The following is a 19,541-nucleotide window of genomic DNA, read 5'->3' on the forward strand; positions in this document are numbered from 1 at the left end:
GCCATTGTTCAAATTTTTCTTCTTTAGAAGAAAAATCTTCCAATTAGCGTTTCAACGAGCTGGGAGATATGCTCGCCAGCTGTTGTAGTTTGTTTTCCCCCACCTAAAGAGGAAGGGGACATCTTAAAGCTCGTTATAACGAATAAGAACCGCTCCCCACTGCCAGCATTTCAGCTAAGTTGAAGCTATCCCCCCTGTAAGCAATGGCAGCCAACTATATACACTGCACAAAAAAAGGTCTCACGGCATAAACCGTGAAACCTTGATTGATCTCTGGTGCGCTCGGCGGGAGTCGAACCCACGCTTTCAGCTCCGGAGGCTAACGTCCTATCCACTGGACTACGAGCGCTTAATTTCCATGGGAAGATAATTTTCCACGAGGGTTATTATACCATTCCATAATAAAATCCGCAAGAAAAAGAGCTTTATTATCGAACAAAACGGGACTTCAATATCATGGTAACAAAAAATATCAAAGCCGCTATTACGACGATGGTAGCCCCTGCAGCCATATTATACCGATAAGCCAGAATAAGGCCGGATATCCCTGCAAGCATTGCACTGCCTACAGAAAACAAATGATACTGCTTAACACTGTTTGATATATTTCTGGCAGCTGCTGCCGGAAGGACCAATAATGAATTGATGATTAACAGTCCTACCCACTGGATGCTTATTGCCACAACGACCGCCACCATTACGGCAAAAATACTTTCCGTAATGATTACATTGCCGCCACGGCTCTTGGCAAAGGGCGAATTCAGGCTCAGAATCAGAAGCTTATTAAACATAAGTCCCCATACCACCACTACTGATACCAGTACAATCAAAAGTGCAGCTATATCATCAGGCGTGATGCTTAAGATATCGCCTATAAGATAACCGGAAAATTTATTAAAGCCCCCACCATATGACATGATCATCAGGCCAATAGCTATGCCGGTAGAGGAAAAAACTCCAATAACGGTATCCGTGGATGCTGAAGTATAGTTTTTAATAAGTGTAATAACCAATGCAAAAAACACCGAAAAAAGCACCAAGGACTCCACCGGGGAGAAAAATCCCACAATAGCACCTATGGCCAGGCCGGTAAAAGCCCCATGCCCCAATGAATCGGAAAAAAAGGCCATGCGGTTGGAGACCACCATGGTACTTAATAACCCAAACAGTGGAGTAATCAATAAAACTGCCAGAAAAGCATTTTTCATAAAATCAAACTGAAGCCAATCCACCGGCAAGATCACATCAAGAAGGCCATAAATATAATCCATTATTTTTCACCCTCCTTACCGGAGCATGCCGGACAATTACACTTAGCATTGCTTTTCTTGTGTTCAACCCATACAAACCCGGTTGAACCATAATTAACCCCATTATTTGTCAGCATTCCAAATATCTTTCTGGTACGTTTGTCAGAAAAGACCTCCTGCGGTGTACCGGTGCATATGACTCCCTTGTCCATCAAAACCACCCTATCCGCATGGCGGGCAACCATATCCAGGTCATGTGAAACCAGTATTATCGCCATATCCTCACTATTCTGCAAATCCTCCAGGATATTATAGAATATTTCCAAACCATTTTTGTCTACACCTGATACAGGTTCATCCAAAAGCAGTATATCAGGCATAGGATTCAAGGCCAGTGCCAACAGCACCCTTTGCAGTTCCCCGCCGGACAGGGCACCCAGCCTGCGGTCTATCAGGCTTTCAGCCTTCACCCGTTTCAGGGTATCAATGACCTGCTGCCTTACATTGGAAGGAAAGAGCCACACGGGCCGGTTGGACAAGCAGGCTGAAAACAAATCCAATACAGTAACAGGAGCACTCACATCAAATTTAAGGAATTGCGGAACATATCCTATCACAGGCTTTCCTGTATGCTGCCCCTTGGCATCAACATATTTGAGGGTACCGGTATGCTTCACTTCACCTATGATAGCCCTCAACAAAGTGCTTTTTCCTGCACCATTTGGTCCGATAATTGCCATCAGCTCACCGCAGTGGAGATGAAGGTTCACATCTTCAAAAATGGTCATGGACCTGGTTTTAACAGTAAAATGTTCAATTTTTGTGCAGCACAATTTAGTACAGTCATTACCTTCATTGCTGCTATGCCTGAATAATCGCCTTAACATCTTGTACCTTCTATTTCAACTGATTATTATATGCTTTTCTGCCTAATATGAACCCTATTATAGCATAAAGGAGCAGCACTGCAACAGATTCCCAGGCAACAGGGCTCTGAACAGCTATGCCACGCAGCAGGTAACTGGTATGGGTAAGAGGAAGCAGCTCCACAATTATCCTGATAAAATCCGGTAATGCTGAGGTTGTAAAAAATGTACCACACAAAAATGACATGGGAAGTAAGATATATGTATTTACCTGTGACAGTTCCTCATAGCTGTCCATGGACAGAGCTGCAAAAAAACCCACCTCGGCAAAGATGATGCAGTTCAGTATTAAAACTCCGATATATGTCACAGTGATATTCATCCTGGCACCAAAGGCGAAGGCCAACAGCAGTATAATTCCCGAGGAAATCAGGCCCCTGAGGACAGCAGCCATAATCTTGCCGATGATAAAGGCTACCGGGCGCATTGGGGCAATTATATACTCACCTATGCTTTTATGATATATCCTTTCAGTGCAAAGGGGAGTCAGGCTGTTATAGCTTATATTCATGGAATTCAACGCCATAATGCCCGGCACCAGAAAATCAATATAGGAACCGGAGCCAATCTGAATATTCCGCCCAAGTCCCCAGCCAAAGGCAACCAGGTATAACATTGGTGCCACCATACGGCTCAATATAAATTTGGGCAGTCTTCGCTTAAGAACTATCCAGTCACGCCAAAATACAGTAACTATATCTGAAACCATCACATCCCCTCCTCCCTGTCAGTGAGTTCAATAAAGGCATCCTCAAGATTGGACCGCCGTATGTGTGCTGAATGCTCCAGCTCTCCTGCAAAAACAGCCGCTTCCTTACGAGTATCAAAAAATCTGTACTGTCTCCCCTCAGGAGAATCCCATTCAACAGCTATTTTCCCCATACGCTGACAAAAAGCCTCAGGAGTATCCAGAGCTATGAGCCTGCCCTCATTGACAATAGCTACCCTGTCACACAGAGCCTCTGCCTCTTCAATGTAATGAGTGGTTAATATAACCGTGGTACCATTAGCAGCCAAGCTCCTGATCAAATCCCAGATTTTTCTGCGCACCTGGGGATCCAGAGCCACCGTCGGCTCATCCATAAATAAAATGCTTGGATTATGGATCAGGGCCCTAGCTATCAGCAAGCGTCGCTTCATGCCTCCCGACAGTGTCCGGGGCATAAGATTGACAGTATTGGATAATTCAACAAAATCCAGCATATCCGCTATCCGTTGTTTGCGCTGGTTTTTCGGCATGTGATGCAGACGGGCATGAAGCTCCATATTTTCCCCTACAGTCAGATCATTATCAAAGTTTATATTTTGAGGAACAACTCCTATCATTTCCTTGATGGCGAGGGCATCCGCCTCAGAGGTCCTGCCTGCATACAAGATTTTACCTGATGTTGGTTGCATTTCCATGGTCATCATACGGATGGTGGTTGTTTTCCCTGCCCCATTAGGTCCCAGCAGACCGAAAATTTCTCCCTTGGATACCTGCAAGGATAGATTATCAACTGCTTTTTTGATTATATACTTTTTATCCCTGTTTTTTACCCTAAACTCTTTAACCAGACCTTCAATTGTAATCATTGCCTACTCCTTATGACACAATCAATTACAGTATATTCACCGTAAATGAATGTCTGTTAAATCCCGCGTTTAATAATATACTCCCCCGCCTGCCAGGTGGAGGAGCATATTATTAAATAACGCAGCTTACCTTAATTTGAAAGTTATTTTTACTCTTTTCCTAAAGGAAACAGCCTCGCCATGTTCATTATAGGCCGTTGTATATCTGTACCCCCAGGCAGCATCAAGGGCAGCCTGGTCCATTTCACCATATCCTGAAGAGCTGATGACTTCTGCACTCTCCACGCCACCGGAAGTACCTACTGTAATCCGCACAATAACCTTACCATGTATATTCTTCTTTCTCAAGCTTTCCGGATATACAGGCTCAGGTGCTGAAATCAGCTCTGGAGCAATAGCAGGTCGTATTCCGTTGCCATTACCATCGCCAGAGCCATTCCCCGATCCGTTACCGTTACCATTACCATCGCCACTGCCATTTCCGGTACCATTTCCATTATTTCCGACACCATCTCCGGAACCAGTGCCGGCAAAAATACCAGGCCCCAGACCATTCCCGGTGGCACCCACAGCAAACACCGGATTGACAGCCACCGGAGCATTATGCTCCTTTTTGAATTCTTCTTGTTTTTCCGGCTCTTTAGTAAACTTTTCCTCAATTTCAGGAAGCTTTTCAGTTTGCTTTTTCTTGATAACAACATCATCAATAGAAGGCGGAGCTGGTGGCGGTGGAGCCGCTGACGCTGACGATCCGGCGCCTGAAGCACCTGCAGACTTCCCTGCATCCGCATCATACAGGGTAACATCCACCGGCTTATCCTCCTTCGTGGCTGCTATTGCAAACAGCCCGGTAAAGGACACCAGAATAAACAACACCACATGTATACCCAAGGAAATGCACCAGGCCCTATATTCACGCTTCTTATCCGGTATCATATCAATTTCCCCCAGAATCGGCAGCCAAACCGAATTTAGTAATTCCAGCAGCCTTAAATTTATCCAAAAGGCCGATTACCATACCATAATCCAAATTCTGATCTGCCCTGACTACAATTGCAAACCGTGGATTTTTCGCATTTTCAGCCTTGGCATTGGCCAAAAGCTCCTTTTCACTTATCAGCTTATCCTCAAGCCACAAAGACCCGTCTCCCTTCATGGTAACCAGGTATGTAACACTCATCTGAGTCTCTGCGCTCTGGGCCTTCGGCATATTAACAGGAACGGTTTTTATATTTACCATATATAAAGTGCTTAGCATGAAAAAAACCAGCAAAAAAAACATGATATCAATCATAGGAATAATCATTACTTCCGGCTTATCAAAACCGTGACGATCCTTTATGCGCATTATTATTCACGCTCCTCTGCCATTCCCTCAGCCAAGGAGAAACACTGCTCCATATCAGAAACTATACTGTCAATACGCTGGGTAAAATAAGCGTGCACTGCCAAGGCAATTATAGCAGTGCACAGGCCCATTGCCGTAGCAATCAAGGCCTCCCCAACACCACCGGTAATGGCCATGGCCTGCCCGGACTCCAGGTTAAATATACTGAAGGCAGAAATCATGCCGCTTATCGTTCCCAATAGCCCCAAAAGAGGTGCCATGGTAACAATGACATTTAAATAATACAGGCGTTTGCGGAAACGGGTAAGAGCTATTCCTGACTGTACCTCAAAAAAGGTAGTCAGGGAAACGGACTCGTCACCGGAAAAGGACATGCCCTTAGCCAGCAAAGATGGCAATGCGCCCTTTGTTTTCCCTGCAAAATCAGCAGCCTCTCCGGTTTCTCCGTTACTCATAAGCTCGGCGAAACGAATGGCAAAATTTCTTCCGGCATCTGCAGTCCCAAAATACATCCAACGCTCTATGGCAATGGATACAACAAACACCGAACATAAAAGCAGCACATACATTACAGGGCCACCCTTTTGAAAAAAATCAATACCTGACATTATTGTTTCCATAATTTTCCTCCTTAAAATAACCGTTGACAATTTTATGACTTAACCTTTTTTATTTCTTACATAAAAAGCCCTTCTGTAAACACAGAAAGGCTAAAATTTGCAATAACACCGTCATCACAAAAAGCGCTGTCCCCGAATGCCGTTTTTTTTCAGAATAAAGTCTGGGTCAAAAAGATGACCGGGCTTCATATCTGAATCAAAGCTATTATCGGACCATTCACTATAATCCTCATTGTTTTTACAGATATGCTTCTGTGACAGCAAAGCAACATCACCAATTGCTGTCACAAATTTAATTAGTACCGATAATCAGTATATTGTATAAAATCCTCTTATGCAATACCTGTAACCATATAGAAAATAACACACAGAAATGGCACCAAAAACTTCATTCCCATCAAAACAGCTATATCAGCATATGAATCCTTATGACTAAGTCCGCATATTGCCAACAGGGTGACCAATGCACCGCAATGTGGCACAGGATCTATACCTATAGAGGAAATTGCAACGATACGATGCAGCACCTCCAAAGGAATCCCTGCAGCTATTGCCATCTGAGCCCATTGCTCACCCAGCATTGACAAGGCAATAGTAAGACCACCTGAAGCTGACCCCGTAAAGCCACACATTACATTAGTGGTAAGAACTGCTGAGAAAAGAGGGCCCCCTCCAAAATCCAAGTTGAGGAGCAATTCCTTGACCACAGCAAATCCACCAAGGCTGACAACAACACACCCAAAAGCATAGCCTGAAGCAACATTCAGTACGGCACTGCAGGAAGATATGGCTGAGCCATTAATGGTTGGCAGCATGCCATCCTGCAAGCGCAAATGGCGTCTGGCAATAACAGCAGCAACTATACTGCTGAGAATAAGTGAAATACTGATGGACCAGCCTGCCGAAATCTTTGCTACCGACTGGGCCAGCAAGGAAATATGCAAATTGCCGAAAGAATCCAAGGAATTCTGATCCCAATGAAAACCCCAATCCCAACCAAAAGGATTTGATAATATTACATTCAAGACTATAACCATCACCAATGGAATACAGGAGATTTTCCAATCCGGTGCCGGCAGTTTATGGCGCCTTTGACCGAATTCTATATGACGGCCATAGCCCTCCCCCTGTGATTTCAGCCTATTGGCCCTAAAGGAGATCCAACCCCAGCCCATAACCAAAAATATCAGGGAAGCGAAAATACCGATACCGATACCAGACCAGGTCGAAGTCCCAAAATATGAGGAAGGAATAATATTCTGGATCTGTGGTGTGCCAGGAAGTGCAACCATTGCGAAGGAAAAGATACCCATCCACAGTGCCGCCGGCAGGAGCCTTTTCGGAATATCTGCCTTTTTAAACACCACAGCGCCAAAAGGATACATGACAAAGGCCACGACAAATACACTTAGACCACCATAGGTCAACGCACCACAACCCAAAAGTACGGCCAGAACAGCGCGTTTTTCACCTAAAATATCAATAATCTTCCCTGCAACCGAGGCTGCCATCCCGCCTTTTTCCATGAGACGGGCAAATATAGCACCAAATAAAAATATTGGGTAATAATTTTTGATATACTCAGCTGCCTTAGTCATATAGAGCTCACTGAAAACAGGCAAAACCGCATATTCACTTCCCAAAGCAGCAACGACAGCAAACAATGGAGCTACCAAAATAATTGATGCACCACGATATGCCATAAACATAAGACCAACCAGCGCAACAAATATTATTGCTGTGTCCATTAGATAATCTCCCCCTATTTCCATAAATGCAAAATATTCCCAAACATAAGCAACTTCTATATTAAATCAATCCAGAAAACAAATGTCAAGGCAAAAATTGGCAGTAGGTAACAATAATAATAAATTCTATGATTTTGTTATTATTTTATATAATTATAACTTAAAGTTATAGAAGTATTCATCTAACTATTCCCACAAAGTTGAACCTGCCTCTACCTCATCGGACTGACTCCCTTGGCAAACATTGTACATATCCTTTATGTTTGGGACTTCAAACCACCATCTATCAGGATAAAAATTGACTGAAATGTATTTTGACAATTCCGGTATAATACCATTGTATCAACAGCTTACCGAAACTTCGCATTCAATAGCAACAGGAAAAAATAAAGCTAGCTTTCGAACAGCTCCACCTGTCGAAAGCTAGCGTTGCACGAAGCAACAAAAGAATGAAATGTATGAGCAATGTTTTTCCTGCAGCGCTGAAACCGCAAGAAAAAACCTTTCGTCGAACATAGACTCCGCTAAGTGACGAAAGGATATTTACACGATATAAGCAAATATGTATGCACCTATGACAGTAATACCTGTCATAAAAAAAATCCTGACAACCCAGCCAGGATTCAGCACACAAAAGAATGCCAAAATCCCCTTCCCCATCACTCGCAGGTCAAACGGTGATTGTTAAACAGGCAGTTCTCCTGACTCCAGATCATTGCTGCACCACGCCTTCCCAGATAAAATCCAGTGACATATTGTGATGCGCTCCCTAATACAGTGGCGGGACCGTGCTGGCATTTAACCAGCTTATCTTGTTAGGCCATACTAATATAAGTAATAGGCACCTGTTCCAATCAATATGAAATTCTGAAGCTAATGCTTCACAAGTGACATAATATCACTTTACTTATACCATGTCAACAGATTACAGCACAGTTGTTGTTTTTTTCTTTTTTAGCAAAATTACATTCAGTTTTTCGGCTACAAGGCTGCCTTTCCCTATGCATCAAAAGACCTGCCTATATAACCTGTAGCTTTGTCGCATAAGGCGTTGTTATCCTTCATCACAATCTATCTATTTTCAACCGTAGCTGCCAACCGGGAAATTCATTCAACACATCACTTTTGATCATTTCACTGAGTCGTTCATCAGAGAACCCGCAGTTGTAGGGTACACTGATATCAAAGCAAAGATATCCTGATGCTGTTATATGAAAGTCATGATAAGTAATAAGCGGATCTATGGCACCCAGTATATGATGCAGCTTATTCTTGATTTCATTCTGGATAGGATTATTTTCCACTACAGGATCTACATGTACAGTAATGGACACATTGCATTCATCACTTATCTCATGCTCCAGCTTGTCCACCACACTGTGTGCATCCAACAGGCTCATGGTCGCAGGGACCTCTGCATGCATGGAAACAAAAATGCGTCCCGGACCGTAATTATGTACCATTACATCGTGAATTCCAATAATTGTTTTTTCATCCAGAACCTTACGGGTTATCTTTCTGACAAACTCAGGGTCAGGCGGCTCTCCCAGCAAGGGCTGCAAGGTATCCCGTGCAGCGCCCCATCCACTGTGAATAATAAATAATGCCACAACTATACCAGCCATTGCATCAAAATCCATTCCAATAAACAAATTAACCAGGAGACAGATTATTACAACAAAGGTTGCCACACAATCACTTAAGCTGTCTGTAGCTGCAGCCAATATTGCCGGTGAATCTATTTTCTTGCCCAGCCTACGGTTAAAAAAACCCAAAAGCATCTGGACCAGCAGGGACAATGATAAAATCAGGGCAATATCCACTGTAGCCTCAATCGGTACAGGATTTATGAGCTTATCAATGGATGACCGCATTAGTTCAACACCGATAATTAAAATTGCTGCAGCAATAATAAAGCCTGCAATATATTCTATGCGGCCATGCCCAAAGGGATGCTCCCGATCAGCCGGTCTGGCTGCCAGCTTATACCCTAATATAGTGATTACAGATGCTCCTGCATCGGCAAGATTGTGTATGGCATCACCTATGATAGCTATCGAACCGCTTAAATAGCCTATAAGCATTTTTACACCGCAAAGAAGTACATTGATAACTATGCCTGCACCGCCGCTTAAATATCCATAGCTGGTACGCACTTTAGGATCATTTACCTCTTCACTGTTTTTTATAAACAATTTAATAATTCTATCAAACATCTTTGTTTATATCTCCCATATGCTTCAAATACCATTCATCAAAATCCCTGAGGAATTTTCCTGTAGCCTCCTCGGATATTTTGACAGAGGCTTCATCAGCCTCAATTTGCGTTTTAAGGTCCTTAAAGCATCTATACATCGGATCCTTCTCAGCCGAAGTTTTCTTCTCCTTTAACAGCAGTAAAGCATATCTTTCTGCCTCAGTCATTTTCTGTAACTGCACCAGCTGCAGCCGGCATTCATCCAAGTTCTTCCGGGGCAAGTCACCCATCAGGGTATGTATGGCATTGTCACGGATACGGTTTTCAGCCAACAGCTTGTCCAGCAAGGCCCTTTTTACAAAATTATCCTGCCCCGACATTATTTCCCAGAGCTTTTTATATAACAGTCTCAACTCAGGAGCATCCTGTCTGCCAATATGCGCCCAGCTGTTTTCCATCCTTTGGGAGTGCACGGCAAACAGTTCCATTTCTTCAGACAAAGGCCCATACTGCTCCTTGATGGCCTTGTGCCACGCCTTGTCCTCATCATAATCGGCGGGATTCAAAGCATAATCTGCACCTGTGGCAATTGCAATTTGGGACAGCTTAGGTTTTTCCATGGGATTGATAAAGAAGGCTGCTATATCATTGGAATTGATGGACCTATCCATATCTGAAACCGGGCCTAAGGCCAGCTTTTCCTTCAGATAATCCGAAACCGGATAATTCCACCATATTCCCAAGGGCTTACCATACAGCTTATTTGTAGTTTCAATGGTTTTTCTGGTCAAACCATCAGGGCATACTTCCTCCCCTGTATAAAGGACCATAATATCCTTATCAATACCCTTGGCCAGTTCTGCAGTATAGTCGGATGCTTTGCCCTCCGGTGCCATCTGGCGCAGATAATATTCTGTAGGCACCAAAATCAGTGGCTTGCAGTCTCCCTTGGCATGGACAAATTCCTTGTTGATCCAATTGACAAACGCCGCCTGCCCCTTGGCATCTGCAGTAGGAATATCATCAAAAAACAGTGCAAACCGGCGGATGCCTATCCTGTACATGGCTTCCATCTTATCAAGCATGGTCACACGGTCAGCCTGCTGCATAGGGCCGGTAAATGCTATATCATTACCGGGTGAAACTGCAAAAATAAATTCTATATGTAATTCGGCCGCTTTACCCACGAGCTCTGCAATCTCCCCATATTTTTCAGCCGGATATGGTTGGCGCCAGTATTTACGGTGATACTCATCATCCTTAGGAGCATATATATACGCATTCATCCCCTTTGATGCCATAAAGGCCAGCATATCCAAACGGTCCTGATGTGTCCATGGAGTGCCATAAAAGCCTTCCACCACCCCACGCAATTTTATAGGTGCAGCCTTATCCGCATGAGCATTAAGGGGAATCTGTGAGCATGACAAAAATAATGTCAGTACAATCAATATCCATTTTATTCGCATGAGCTTCTCCCCCTGTTTTTACCACATGAATAACCGCAATCAGATTTCCTGTAAGAAGGCCTTGTAGCCTTTCAGCGTTTCATAAACATCCACCTTGCTGACAGCCTCCCAAGGAGCGTGCATGCTGAGCACAGCTACACCACTGTCAATAACATTCATACCGTACAGTGCCATGATATATGCTATGGTTCCGCCTCCACCAAGGTCTACGCGTCCCAATTCAGCGGTTTGGAAAGTCACATCATGCTTCTTCATGATACCTCTTATCCGACCAAGGTACTCGGCACTGGCATCATTAGACCCGGATTTTCCCCCACGGCCTGTAAATTTATTAAAGACCATACCTTTACCGGGATAAGCCACATTATTTTTATCAAATGCAGAGGCATACAGAGAATCATATGCCGAGCTAACATCTGATGATAACATCCAGGAATTGGCCAAACAACGGCGCAGTGAAATCCCATCATACCCTCCAAGGGCATGAAGCAATTCAGCCACAGTGTTTTCAAAGAAGCGGGACTGCATACTTGTAGCACCCACTGAACCGATTTCCTCCTTATCCACCAAAAGACAGCAGGCTGTGCGCTTTACTTTCTTGGTTTCAAGCATAGCCACCAGGGAAGTGTATGCACAAACCCTGTCATCATGACCATAAGCCAATACCATGCTCCTGTCCAGTCCCAAATCCCTTGCCCTGCCTGCAGGAACCATGGTAAGCTCGGCAGATATAAAATCATCCTCTTCAAGACCGTATTTATCCTTGAGCAGCTTTAAAATACCTGACTTTACGGCATTTTTATCCTCACCCTCCAGAGGATAGCTGCCTATCAAAATATCAAGCTTTTCACCGGTAACAACCTTGCTTGCCTTTTTCTCCATTTGTTCCTGTGACAGATGTATCAAAAGATCGGTAACACAGAATACCGGATCATTATCATCCTCGCCGATGACGATTTCCTGGACAGTACCATCCAGCTTGGCAACCACGCCGTGAAGAGCCAATGGCAGGGTTACCCACTGATACTTCTTGATGCCCCCATAATAATGGGTATCAAAATAGGCCAGTCCACCCTCTTCATACAATGGATGCTGCTTTAGGTCCAAACGGCAGGTATCAATATGGGCACCTAATATTGCCATACCATCTTCCAGAGAATCTGTCCCGATGTTAAACATGGCAATGGCCTTGCCCATACACGCGGCATAAACCTTATCCCCAACTGACAGCGGTTTACCGCTCCTGATTACAGTCTCCAAATTTTTATAGCCGGCTTTTTCAGCCAGCTTTACGGCTTCAGCCACACTTTCCCGTTCAGTTTTACACTTGCTGAGAAAATCCTTGTAGCCTTCATTAATCTTATGGAGAGTTTTTTTCTCAGCAGCACTATATTTATTCCATGCAGCAACCTGCTTTTCTTCCTTTTTCCTTGCCTTAACCATAATAAACCTCCTGTTTGACACTTATCAGATTACTATTTCATCTTATTCAATATGTTAATAAAATCCTCTCTGGTTTCAGCCTTGTTAAACAGCACCCGCAGCTCAGCATTTCCCTTTATGCCACGGGTATACCAGGTAGCATGTTTTCGCATTTCCCTGGGCCCTATGTAATCCCCCTTGAACCGGAGCAGCATATCCAGATGGCGTAAAATAACTGTTTTTCGTTCTTCCATGGTAGGGGCAGGAAGTCTTTCCCCTGTTTTCAGATAATGGGTAAGCTGACGAAAAATCCAGGGATTTCCCTGAGCAGCACGCCCTACCATCACTGCCTCACAACCGGTTACTTCACGGATTTTTATCAAATCATCCACATTCCTGATATCCCCATTGGCAATTACAGGAATTCGCAGCTGCTTTCTGACATCACCTATTATTGACCAATTGGCCCGACCACTGTAAAACTGTTCCCTGGTACGCCCATGAACCGCTACTGCCTGAACCCCTGCTTCCTCAGCCAACCTGGCCATTTCCAGCACATTAATATGTGCATCATCCCATCCAATGCGCATCTTTACTGTGACCGGAAGGCTTACAGCCCCTACCAGGGCTTTGAGCACCTTAAAAGCCCCTTCCGGATTGCGCAGCAAGGCTGAGCCCTCATGGTTTTTGACTACCTTTGGTGCCGGACATCCCATATTAAAGTCTATAATGTCAGCACATTTCAGTTCCTCAATATATGCTGCCGCCCGGGCCACACTGTCCGGCTCTGCCCCAAACAACTGCATGGCAATAGGTCTTTCATTTTCCTCACTGGAAAGCATTCTCAGAGTATGCTCATTTCGATAATTAATCCCCTTATCGCTGACCATTTCAGAATAAACCAGCGGGCATCCCATCTCCCGGGCCAAAATACGATATGGCGTATCAGTCACACCTGCCATAGGAGCTAAAAACACCGGCACCGGGAAATCAAATTTTCCTATTTTCATTTATTGATTCCTTTCATACAGGACACGGAGTCCTGTCAGGGTAAGGAAATGATCTATCGCATCTATAGTCTTTGATTCCCTGGCTATCATCTTGGCGTATCCGCCTGTAGCAATGACCTTCATTGGCTTACCATACTCCAGCTTTATACGGCGTACGATTTCATCGATCTGGCCAACAAAACCAAAAATAATACCGGCCTGCATGCCACTGATGGTGTTCCGGCAGATTATATTTTTAGGCGTAACCAGCTCAATTCTTGGCAGCTTTGCCGCCTTTTGGAACAGCCCTTCTGCTGATGTTCCCAGTCCTGTGGAAATAACACCACCAAGGAAATCACCATTTTCATCAACCACATCAAAGGTAGTAGCAGTTCCTATATCGATGACTATCAGCGGACCCCCATATTGCTCATAGGCACCAACTACATTTACTATTCTGTCGGCACCTATATCCCTTGGATTTTCATATTTAAGACGAATGCCTGTCTTGATACCGGGGCCCACAATAATAGGCTTTAAATGGAAATACCGCTCACACATTTTTTCCATTGGAACCACCAACGGTGGCACAACGGACGATATTATAACCGCCTGTATTTCACTCATCTTTATTCCATGGTATAAAAACATATTATTTATTTCCATACCATATTCATCACTGGTTTTGTGTCGTTCCGTGGATACACGCCAATGTCTGTAAAGTTTCTTTCCATCATATGTCCCCAGAACGACATTACTGTTGCCAATATCGATAACTAAAAGCATAAATCCTCCATATTCATCACTTTGTACGAATGGAAACATCTCCGGCATATACCTTGCAGGTTTCTCTGCCTGTATCAACCATCAGGCCACCGTCTTCAGCAATGTCCACTGCCCGACCGGTGAATGTCTCATTAATACCGATTACCTTAACATCCTGTCCCAGGGTTACCGATAAGTCCCGCCAGCTTTTCAGGACAGAACCAAACCCCTGTTTTTTCACACTGATATATAAAGTCTCCAAGTGCTGCAGTACAGCACGGAAAAAGGAAATTCTGTCAAATTTCCCCAAAAACATGGACATGGACCCTGCCTTGTCCTTTATATCCTCCGGGAAAGACTCCGGGGCAATGACTGCATTGATTCCTATGCCAATGATGACATAATTGATACGATCAATTTCCGCACTCATTTCTGTTAAGATACCTGTCAGCTTTTTCCCCTGGTACAGGATATCATTAGGCCATTTTATTCCTGCATCGAGCCCGAAATCCCTCATAGCCTCAGTGACAGCTACCGCTGCCATAAGAGTACATTTTGGTGCTTCCTGGGGCAAAAAATCAGGCCTGAGGATCACAGAAAACCAAATCCCACCCTGAGGACAGAAAAAGCTCCTGTCCAAACGGCCCCTGCCTGTATTCTGGCTCTCACTTACAATAACAGTACCATCAGCCGCTCCTTGCCGGGCAAAGACCTTGGCCTCAGCATTTGTTGAGCCTATATCATCAAAATGCTCCATTTGACAGCCGATAACTTTATTATCCAGTCCACGGCACACCAGCTCAGGCAGTAGACGATCCGGTGATCCCAACAGTTTATAGCCATTTCGTGGCAGACTTTCTATCTCATAGCCCTGATTTTTCAGTTCCTTGATGTGCTTCCATACAGCAGTCCGTGATACATTGAGCTTAAGAGCTATCTCCTCACCTGACAGATAGTGGTCCGCAGAGGCCCTTAAAAGCTCCAAAATCGCCATCCGCATAATTGTTATGCTCCTCTTATTAAAGTCAATATTACCCGTTAACATCAGCTAAAACCACCAAAAGGGGCTGCTGCATCAAAATATTGCATGCTTCAGCCCCTATGGTGTTATTTATCAGTTGTACTATTCAGTTTTGGCTCCGGTTCAGAATAAGGTACCTCAACCTCAGTGTCATTTTCCGCAACTGAGCCTTCGCCTTCAAGAGCTTCACCCTCTGCAGGCTCAACTGGTATCAGCTTTGGCTCATCGTCATCATCCTGGGGAGGCTCACCCTTTTTCTCAGGCTCCTCCTTCTCAGTGACATTGCCAAACCCAACCAATTCCTTCAGTTCAGCAGCCTCCAAGGTTTCCTTTTCTATCAGAGCTTCGGCAATCAAGTGCAGCTTCTCAATATTTTCATTCAGCAGTCTACGGCATTCCTCATAGGCTTCTTCAATATAATTGCGCACTTCCTTGTCTATTTCACTGGCAACTTCTTCAGAATAGTTTCTCTGATTATTGAAATCACGCCCCAAAAATACCTGATGGTCCTTGCCGGATCCATATGCTACCGGTCCCAATACATTACTCATACCATACTGAGTAATCATGTTTCTCACCAGCTGGGACGCCCTTTGTATATCATTCTGGGCACCAGTGCTGATCTCGTGCAGCACTACCTCCTCAGCCACACGACCTGCCAGCAAGGTTTTCAACTGATCCAACAGCTCACTTCTAGTGGCATAAGACCTATCCTCCTTAGGAAGCATAAGCGTATAGCCACCTGCTCTTCCCCTTGGAATAATAGTAACCTTGTGCACCGGATCAGCATTTGGCAACAGCATCCCTATCAGGGTATGTCCACCTTCATGATAAGCAGTAAGGCGCTTCTCCTTATCGCTCATCACCTTTGATTTTCTCTCCGGCCCGGCCATAACCCGCTCAATGGATTCTTCCATTTCCAGCATGGCTATGGTTTTCTTATTACGCCGTGCTGACAAAAGCGCAGCTTCATTGACCAGATTACTCAGATCTGCTCCGGTAAAGCCCGGTGTACGACGCGCCAACACATTCAGGTCAACGTCCTTATCAACAGGCTTATTCTTGGTATGAACCTTTAAAATCGCCTCACGGCCCTTAACATCAGGCTTATCAACAACAATCTGACGGTCAAAGCGGCCTGGGCGCAACAATGCAGGATCAAGAATGTCCGGACGGTTCGTAGCAGCAATGATGATAATTCCCTCATTGGCAGCAAAGCCATCCATCTCTACCAGCATCTGATTAAGAGTCTGTTCACGCTCGTCATGGCCACCACCAAGACCGGCACCACGCTGACGCCCTACAGCATCAATTTCATCGATAAAAACAATACAAGGAGCATTTTTCTTGGCCTGCTCAAACAAGTCACGAACTCTGGATGCACCGACACCCACAAACATTTCAACAAAATCGGAGCCACTGATGGAGAAGAACGGAACTCCTGCTTCACCGGCTACCGCCTTGGCCAATAAGGTTTTACCTGTACCCGGAGGGCCAAAAAGTAAAACGCCCTTAGGGATCTTGGCTCCCAACTGATTAAACTTGGCTGGCTGCTTCAGGAATTCAACTACCTCTTCCAGCTCCTGCTTGGCTTCATCAGCACCGGCAACATCATCAAAGCACACCTTGACCTTATCGCCGCCACTCATTTTAGCACGACTCTTGCCAAAGGACATGACCTTTCCGCCACCGCCCTGACTCTGCTGCATAATAAAGAACCAGACTCCAACCAACAACAAAATTGGCAATACAGATGAAAGCAAGGTTGACCACCATGGTGGTTCAGGCGGATTCTCTGCCTTGATGTCAACATTTTTGGACTGGAGCAGCTTCATTATCTCTCCATCCTGCCCCGGATAAGTTGGCAAAACAGTCACAAAATCCGTACCATCCGTCAATGTACCCTTTACATTATTTTCAACAATAGTGACCTTAGATACTTTTCCATCATTGACCTCCTGCACAAAGGAAGAATAATTCATCTCCATGCGGTTAGGAGTCTTATTGGAAAAATAATCTATCAATGTAATCGCAATAAGAATAATAAGCAGGTAAAAACCCACATTTCTAATAAACTTGACCAATATACAACCTCCCAAACGGTGATAAAGAACTTAACACCAGTCAGCATCATATAAATGTCTTCACAGGAGATAATTATATCATTATAATGATTTTCTTACAAATCCTGAAAAGAATCACATATAAATTTCTCTCTTCAACACACCGATTACCGGTAAATTCCTGTATTTTTCGGCATAATCAAGGCCATATCCCACCAGGAACTCATCGGGAACATCAAAACCGCAATAATCAATTTTCACAGGCACCTGCCGGCGTGACTCCTTACTCAACAATGCACACAGTCTGATACTGGCCGGTTCCCTCTTCCAAAGGATTTCCATCAGATGCTTCATGGTGATTCCGGAATCAATGATATCCTCGACCAAAATGACATGCTTTCCCTTGATATCATTTTCCAGGTCCTTTTTGATATTGACACTGCCACTTGATTCAGTACCATCACCGTAGCTGGATGCAATAATAAAATCTATTCCCAATGGCAAATTTACTTGTCTGATAAGATCTGAAAAAAACACCACGGCCCCTTTCATGATTCCTACCATCAACACATCCTTGCCCTTATAATCTTTGGATATTTCCTGCCCAAGTTCAGAAACCCTTTTGGCCAGGGCCTTTTCGTCGAACATTACACTTTCCAAATCATTTAACATTTTACTCTTCTCCTTTTTGTATGTATGAAAGTATAAGATACCTCCCAGTATCTGCACCTGCCATGGCTGCCGCAGTCTGCCTTATGCCGGCCACCCATATTATCTCATTGGTTATACTGCTGACAACAACAGGTATATTATTTCTCTTTTCCACATCAACCTTGGAGTCTATAAGCAAATCCTTCAATTTTTTATGCCCTGCAGGAAGCAGCAGTCTGTCACCTTTCCTTCTGTACCTGACTAACACGGTATCACCACTTTTGGCAGCATCAAAATATACCATATTTTTAGAAAAAGGTTTTCTTATCTCCAAATCAGCAGTTATTTCAGAACAGAGCATACTTCCATCCTCAAGAATAAGCCTGCCTCCCGGCTCAAGAACCAGGTCCCGGTCCTTAAATGCCATATTACCATCTGTTTCTGAAAAAACCCTGTCCATTTTTGATAAAGTCAATATTCCATAACGCATCCCGGCCTGGCAGCCTTGAGGAAGCATGAGGTGCTTACCGGTGTGATTTTTCTCAACCAGCTCCCTGATCTGTTCTACATGAGGAAAACTCAACTGGACCTGCAATGAACCGCCCATTTGCTGCAGCAAGCGCCGTTGTATGGACAGAGGCTGCAATAAAAAATCATCTGCCTTACAGGAAATAGCCCCCCTGGCATCAGCAACACATATTTTATCAAAAGCAGTCCTGCAAATGCTGTCTAAAAGGTTCTCATCCGCAGAGACTATCCTGGCCAGCTGACAAAGCTGGTCCGTTATATTTATATTATACTCCTGCTTCAAATAAGGCAACAATTCGAGCCTTATACGATTACGGGTACAATCAGCCACTTCATTGGTGGCATCAAGCCTTGGGGCCAACCCCTGAGCCTTGCAATAATCCACCAGTTCACACTTGGTAAAGGCCAGCAATGGACGAATAATATTATCCCGTTTAGGTAAAATCCCCGTTAATCCATTAAGTCCTGTCCCCCGAAGAATATGCATCAGAACAGTTTCAGCCTGATCATCACTGTGATGGGCAGTGGCAATAACAGCACAGCCCTTTTCCCTGGCAATGCGGTGCAAAAAACCATATCGCATCCGCCTGCTGCAGGTCTCCAACGATTCACCTGTCTGCCTGCATATCAGAGGAATATCTCCTGACTCAAGGAAAAAATCAATTTTTTCCCTTTGGCAGTACTGTTGCACAAAATTGGCATCATCTACAGAAGCCTGGCCACGAATTCCATGTTCATAATGTGCCGCCATAACTTCTATGGACAACTCACCTGACAGTCCATGAAGCAAATCCAACAGTGCCAGTGAATCAGGTCCCCCGGAACAGGCTACCAGTACTGTATCCCCGGCTTTTGCAAGAGCATTATGCTGCCAATATTTTATTAGGCGTTTTTCAATTTCCATAAATTCACCCATATATCATAACGCCATTGTTAAAATTTACCTTTTCAAAGGGTGGTATACACCCG

General features: G+C 44.3%; 17 protein-coding genes, 1 tRNA gene and 1 riboswitch. All 18 genes read right to left on the minus strand.

From position 1 onward, the window contains the following. Window positions 1–274: 274 nt before the first annotated feature. A tRNA-Arg gene (locus K6C05_RS06985) sits at window positions 275–349 on the minus strand. 79 nt (window positions 350–428) lie between these two features. Beyond that, a complete protein-coding gene (locus K6C05_RS06990; RefSeq protein ID WP_296732944.1) occupies window positions 429–1,271 on the minus strand; it encodes a metal ABC transporter permease in 843 nt (280 codons plus the stop codon). Continuing rightward, a complete protein-coding gene (locus K6C05_RS06995; RefSeq protein ID WP_296732946.1) occupies window positions 1,271–2,137 on the minus strand; it encodes a metal ABC transporter ATP-binding protein in 867 nt (288 codons plus the stop codon). Before K6C05_RS06995 ends, K6C05_RS06990 begins: the two co-directional genes overlap by 1 nt. 10 nt (window positions 2,138–2,147) lie before the next feature. Then, the gene (locus K6C05_RS07000; protein WP_296732949.1) at window positions 2,148–2,885 is read right to left on the minus strand and encodes an ABC transporter permease; all 738 of its coding nucleotides are present in this window, start codon (window positions 2,883–2,885) and stop codon (window positions 2,148–2,150) included. Beyond that, entirely contained in the window at window positions 2,885–3,751 is an 867-nt protein-coding gene (locus tag K6C05_RS07005) for an ABC transporter ATP-binding protein (RefSeq protein WP_296732952.1), read from the minus strand. Before K6C05_RS07005 ends, K6C05_RS07000 begins: the two co-directional genes overlap by 1 nt. Before the next feature lie 126 nt (window positions 3,752–3,877). Continuing rightward, window positions 3,878–4,687 carry an energy transducer TonB gene (locus K6C05_RS07010; protein ID WP_296732954.1) on the minus strand — a complete coding sequence of 270 codons (810 nt, stop codon included), beginning with the start codon at window positions 4,685–4,687 and terminating at the stop codon, window positions 3,878–3,880. Between the two features lies 1 nt (window position 4,688). Beyond that, window positions 4,689–5,099, minus strand: coding sequence for a biopolymer transporter ExbD (locus tag K6C05_RS07015; protein ID WP_296732955.1), 411 nt, complete (start codon window positions 5,097–5,099; stop codon window positions 4,689–4,691). Window positions 5,100–5,101: 2 nt separating this feature from the next. After that, a complete protein-coding gene (locus tag K6C05_RS07020; protein WP_296732959.1) occupies window positions 5,102–5,719 on the minus strand; it encodes a MotA/TolQ/ExbB proton channel family protein in 618 nt (205 codons plus the stop codon). Between the two features lie 332 nt (window positions 5,720–6,051). After that, window positions 6,052–7,467 carry a GntP family permease gene (locus K6C05_RS07025; protein WP_296732962.1) on the minus strand — a complete coding sequence of 472 codons (1,416 nt, stop codon included), beginning with the start codon at window positions 7,465–7,467 and terminating at the stop codon, window positions 6,052–6,054. A 673-nt stretch (window positions 7,468–8,140) separates the two neighbouring features. Next, a riboswitch (cobalamin riboswitch) is annotated at window positions 8,141–8,331 on the minus strand. 200 nt (window positions 8,332–8,531) lie between these two features. After that, window positions 8,532–9,683: a cation diffusion facilitator family transporter gene (locus tag K6C05_RS07030; protein WP_296732964.1), complete on the minus strand. Its 1,152-nt coding sequence runs from the start codon at window positions 9,681–9,683 to the stop codon at window positions 8,532–8,534. Next, window positions 9,676–11,133, minus strand: coding sequence for a protein O-GlcNAcase (locus tag K6C05_RS07035; RefSeq protein ID WP_296732966.1), 1,458 nt, complete (start codon window positions 11,131–11,133; stop codon window positions 9,676–9,678). Before K6C05_RS07035 ends, K6C05_RS07030 begins: the two co-directional genes overlap by 8 nt. Before the next feature lie 39 nt (window positions 11,134–11,172). After that, window positions 11,173–12,576: an aminopeptidase gene (locus K6C05_RS07040; RefSeq protein ID WP_296732968.1), complete on the minus strand. Its 1,404-nt coding sequence runs from the start codon at window positions 12,574–12,576 to the stop codon at window positions 11,173–11,175. A 32-nt stretch (window positions 12,577–12,608) separates the two neighbouring features. Then, entirely contained in the window at window positions 12,609–13,565 is a 957-nt protein-coding gene (gene dusB, locus K6C05_RS07045) for a tRNA dihydrouridine synthase DusB (RefSeq protein WP_296732971.1), read from the minus strand. Next, window positions 13,566–14,330: a type III pantothenate kinase gene (locus K6C05_RS07050; protein ID WP_296732972.1), complete on the minus strand. Its 765-nt coding sequence runs from the start codon at window positions 14,328–14,330 to the stop codon at window positions 13,566–13,568. A 16-nt stretch (window positions 14,331–14,346) separates the two neighbouring features. Continuing rightward, complete coding sequence (locus K6C05_RS07055) at window positions 14,347–15,309, minus strand: biotin--[acetyl-CoA-carboxylase] ligase (protein ID WP_296732975.1); 963 nt, start codon at window positions 15,307–15,309, stop codon at window positions 14,347–14,349. Window positions 15,310–15,416: 107 nt separating this feature from the next. Next, window positions 15,417–17,414, minus strand: coding sequence for an ATP-dependent zinc metalloprotease FtsH (gene ftsH, locus K6C05_RS07060; RefSeq protein WP_296732978.1), 1,998 nt, complete (start codon window positions 17,412–17,414; stop codon window positions 15,417–15,419). A gap of 114 nt (window positions 17,415–17,528) precedes the next feature. Further along, entirely contained in the window at window positions 17,529–18,065 is a 537-nt protein-coding gene (gene hpt / locus K6C05_RS07065) for a hypoxanthine phosphoribosyltransferase (protein WP_296732980.1), read from the minus strand. A 1-nt stretch (window position 18,066) separates the two neighbouring features. Further along, window positions 18,067–19,488 (minus strand): tRNA lysidine(34) synthetase TilS, encoded by a 1,422-nt coding sequence (gene tilS / locus K6C05_RS07070; protein ID WP_296732983.1) that lies wholly within the window; start codon window positions 19,486–19,488, stop codon window positions 18,067–18,069. Window positions 19,489–19,541: the final 53 nt, after the last annotated feature.

Source organism: Anaerovibrio sp. (assembly GCF_024697385.1).
Classification (GTDB): domain Bacteria; phylum Bacillota; class Negativicutes; order Selenomonadales; family Selenomonadaceae; genus Anaerovibrio.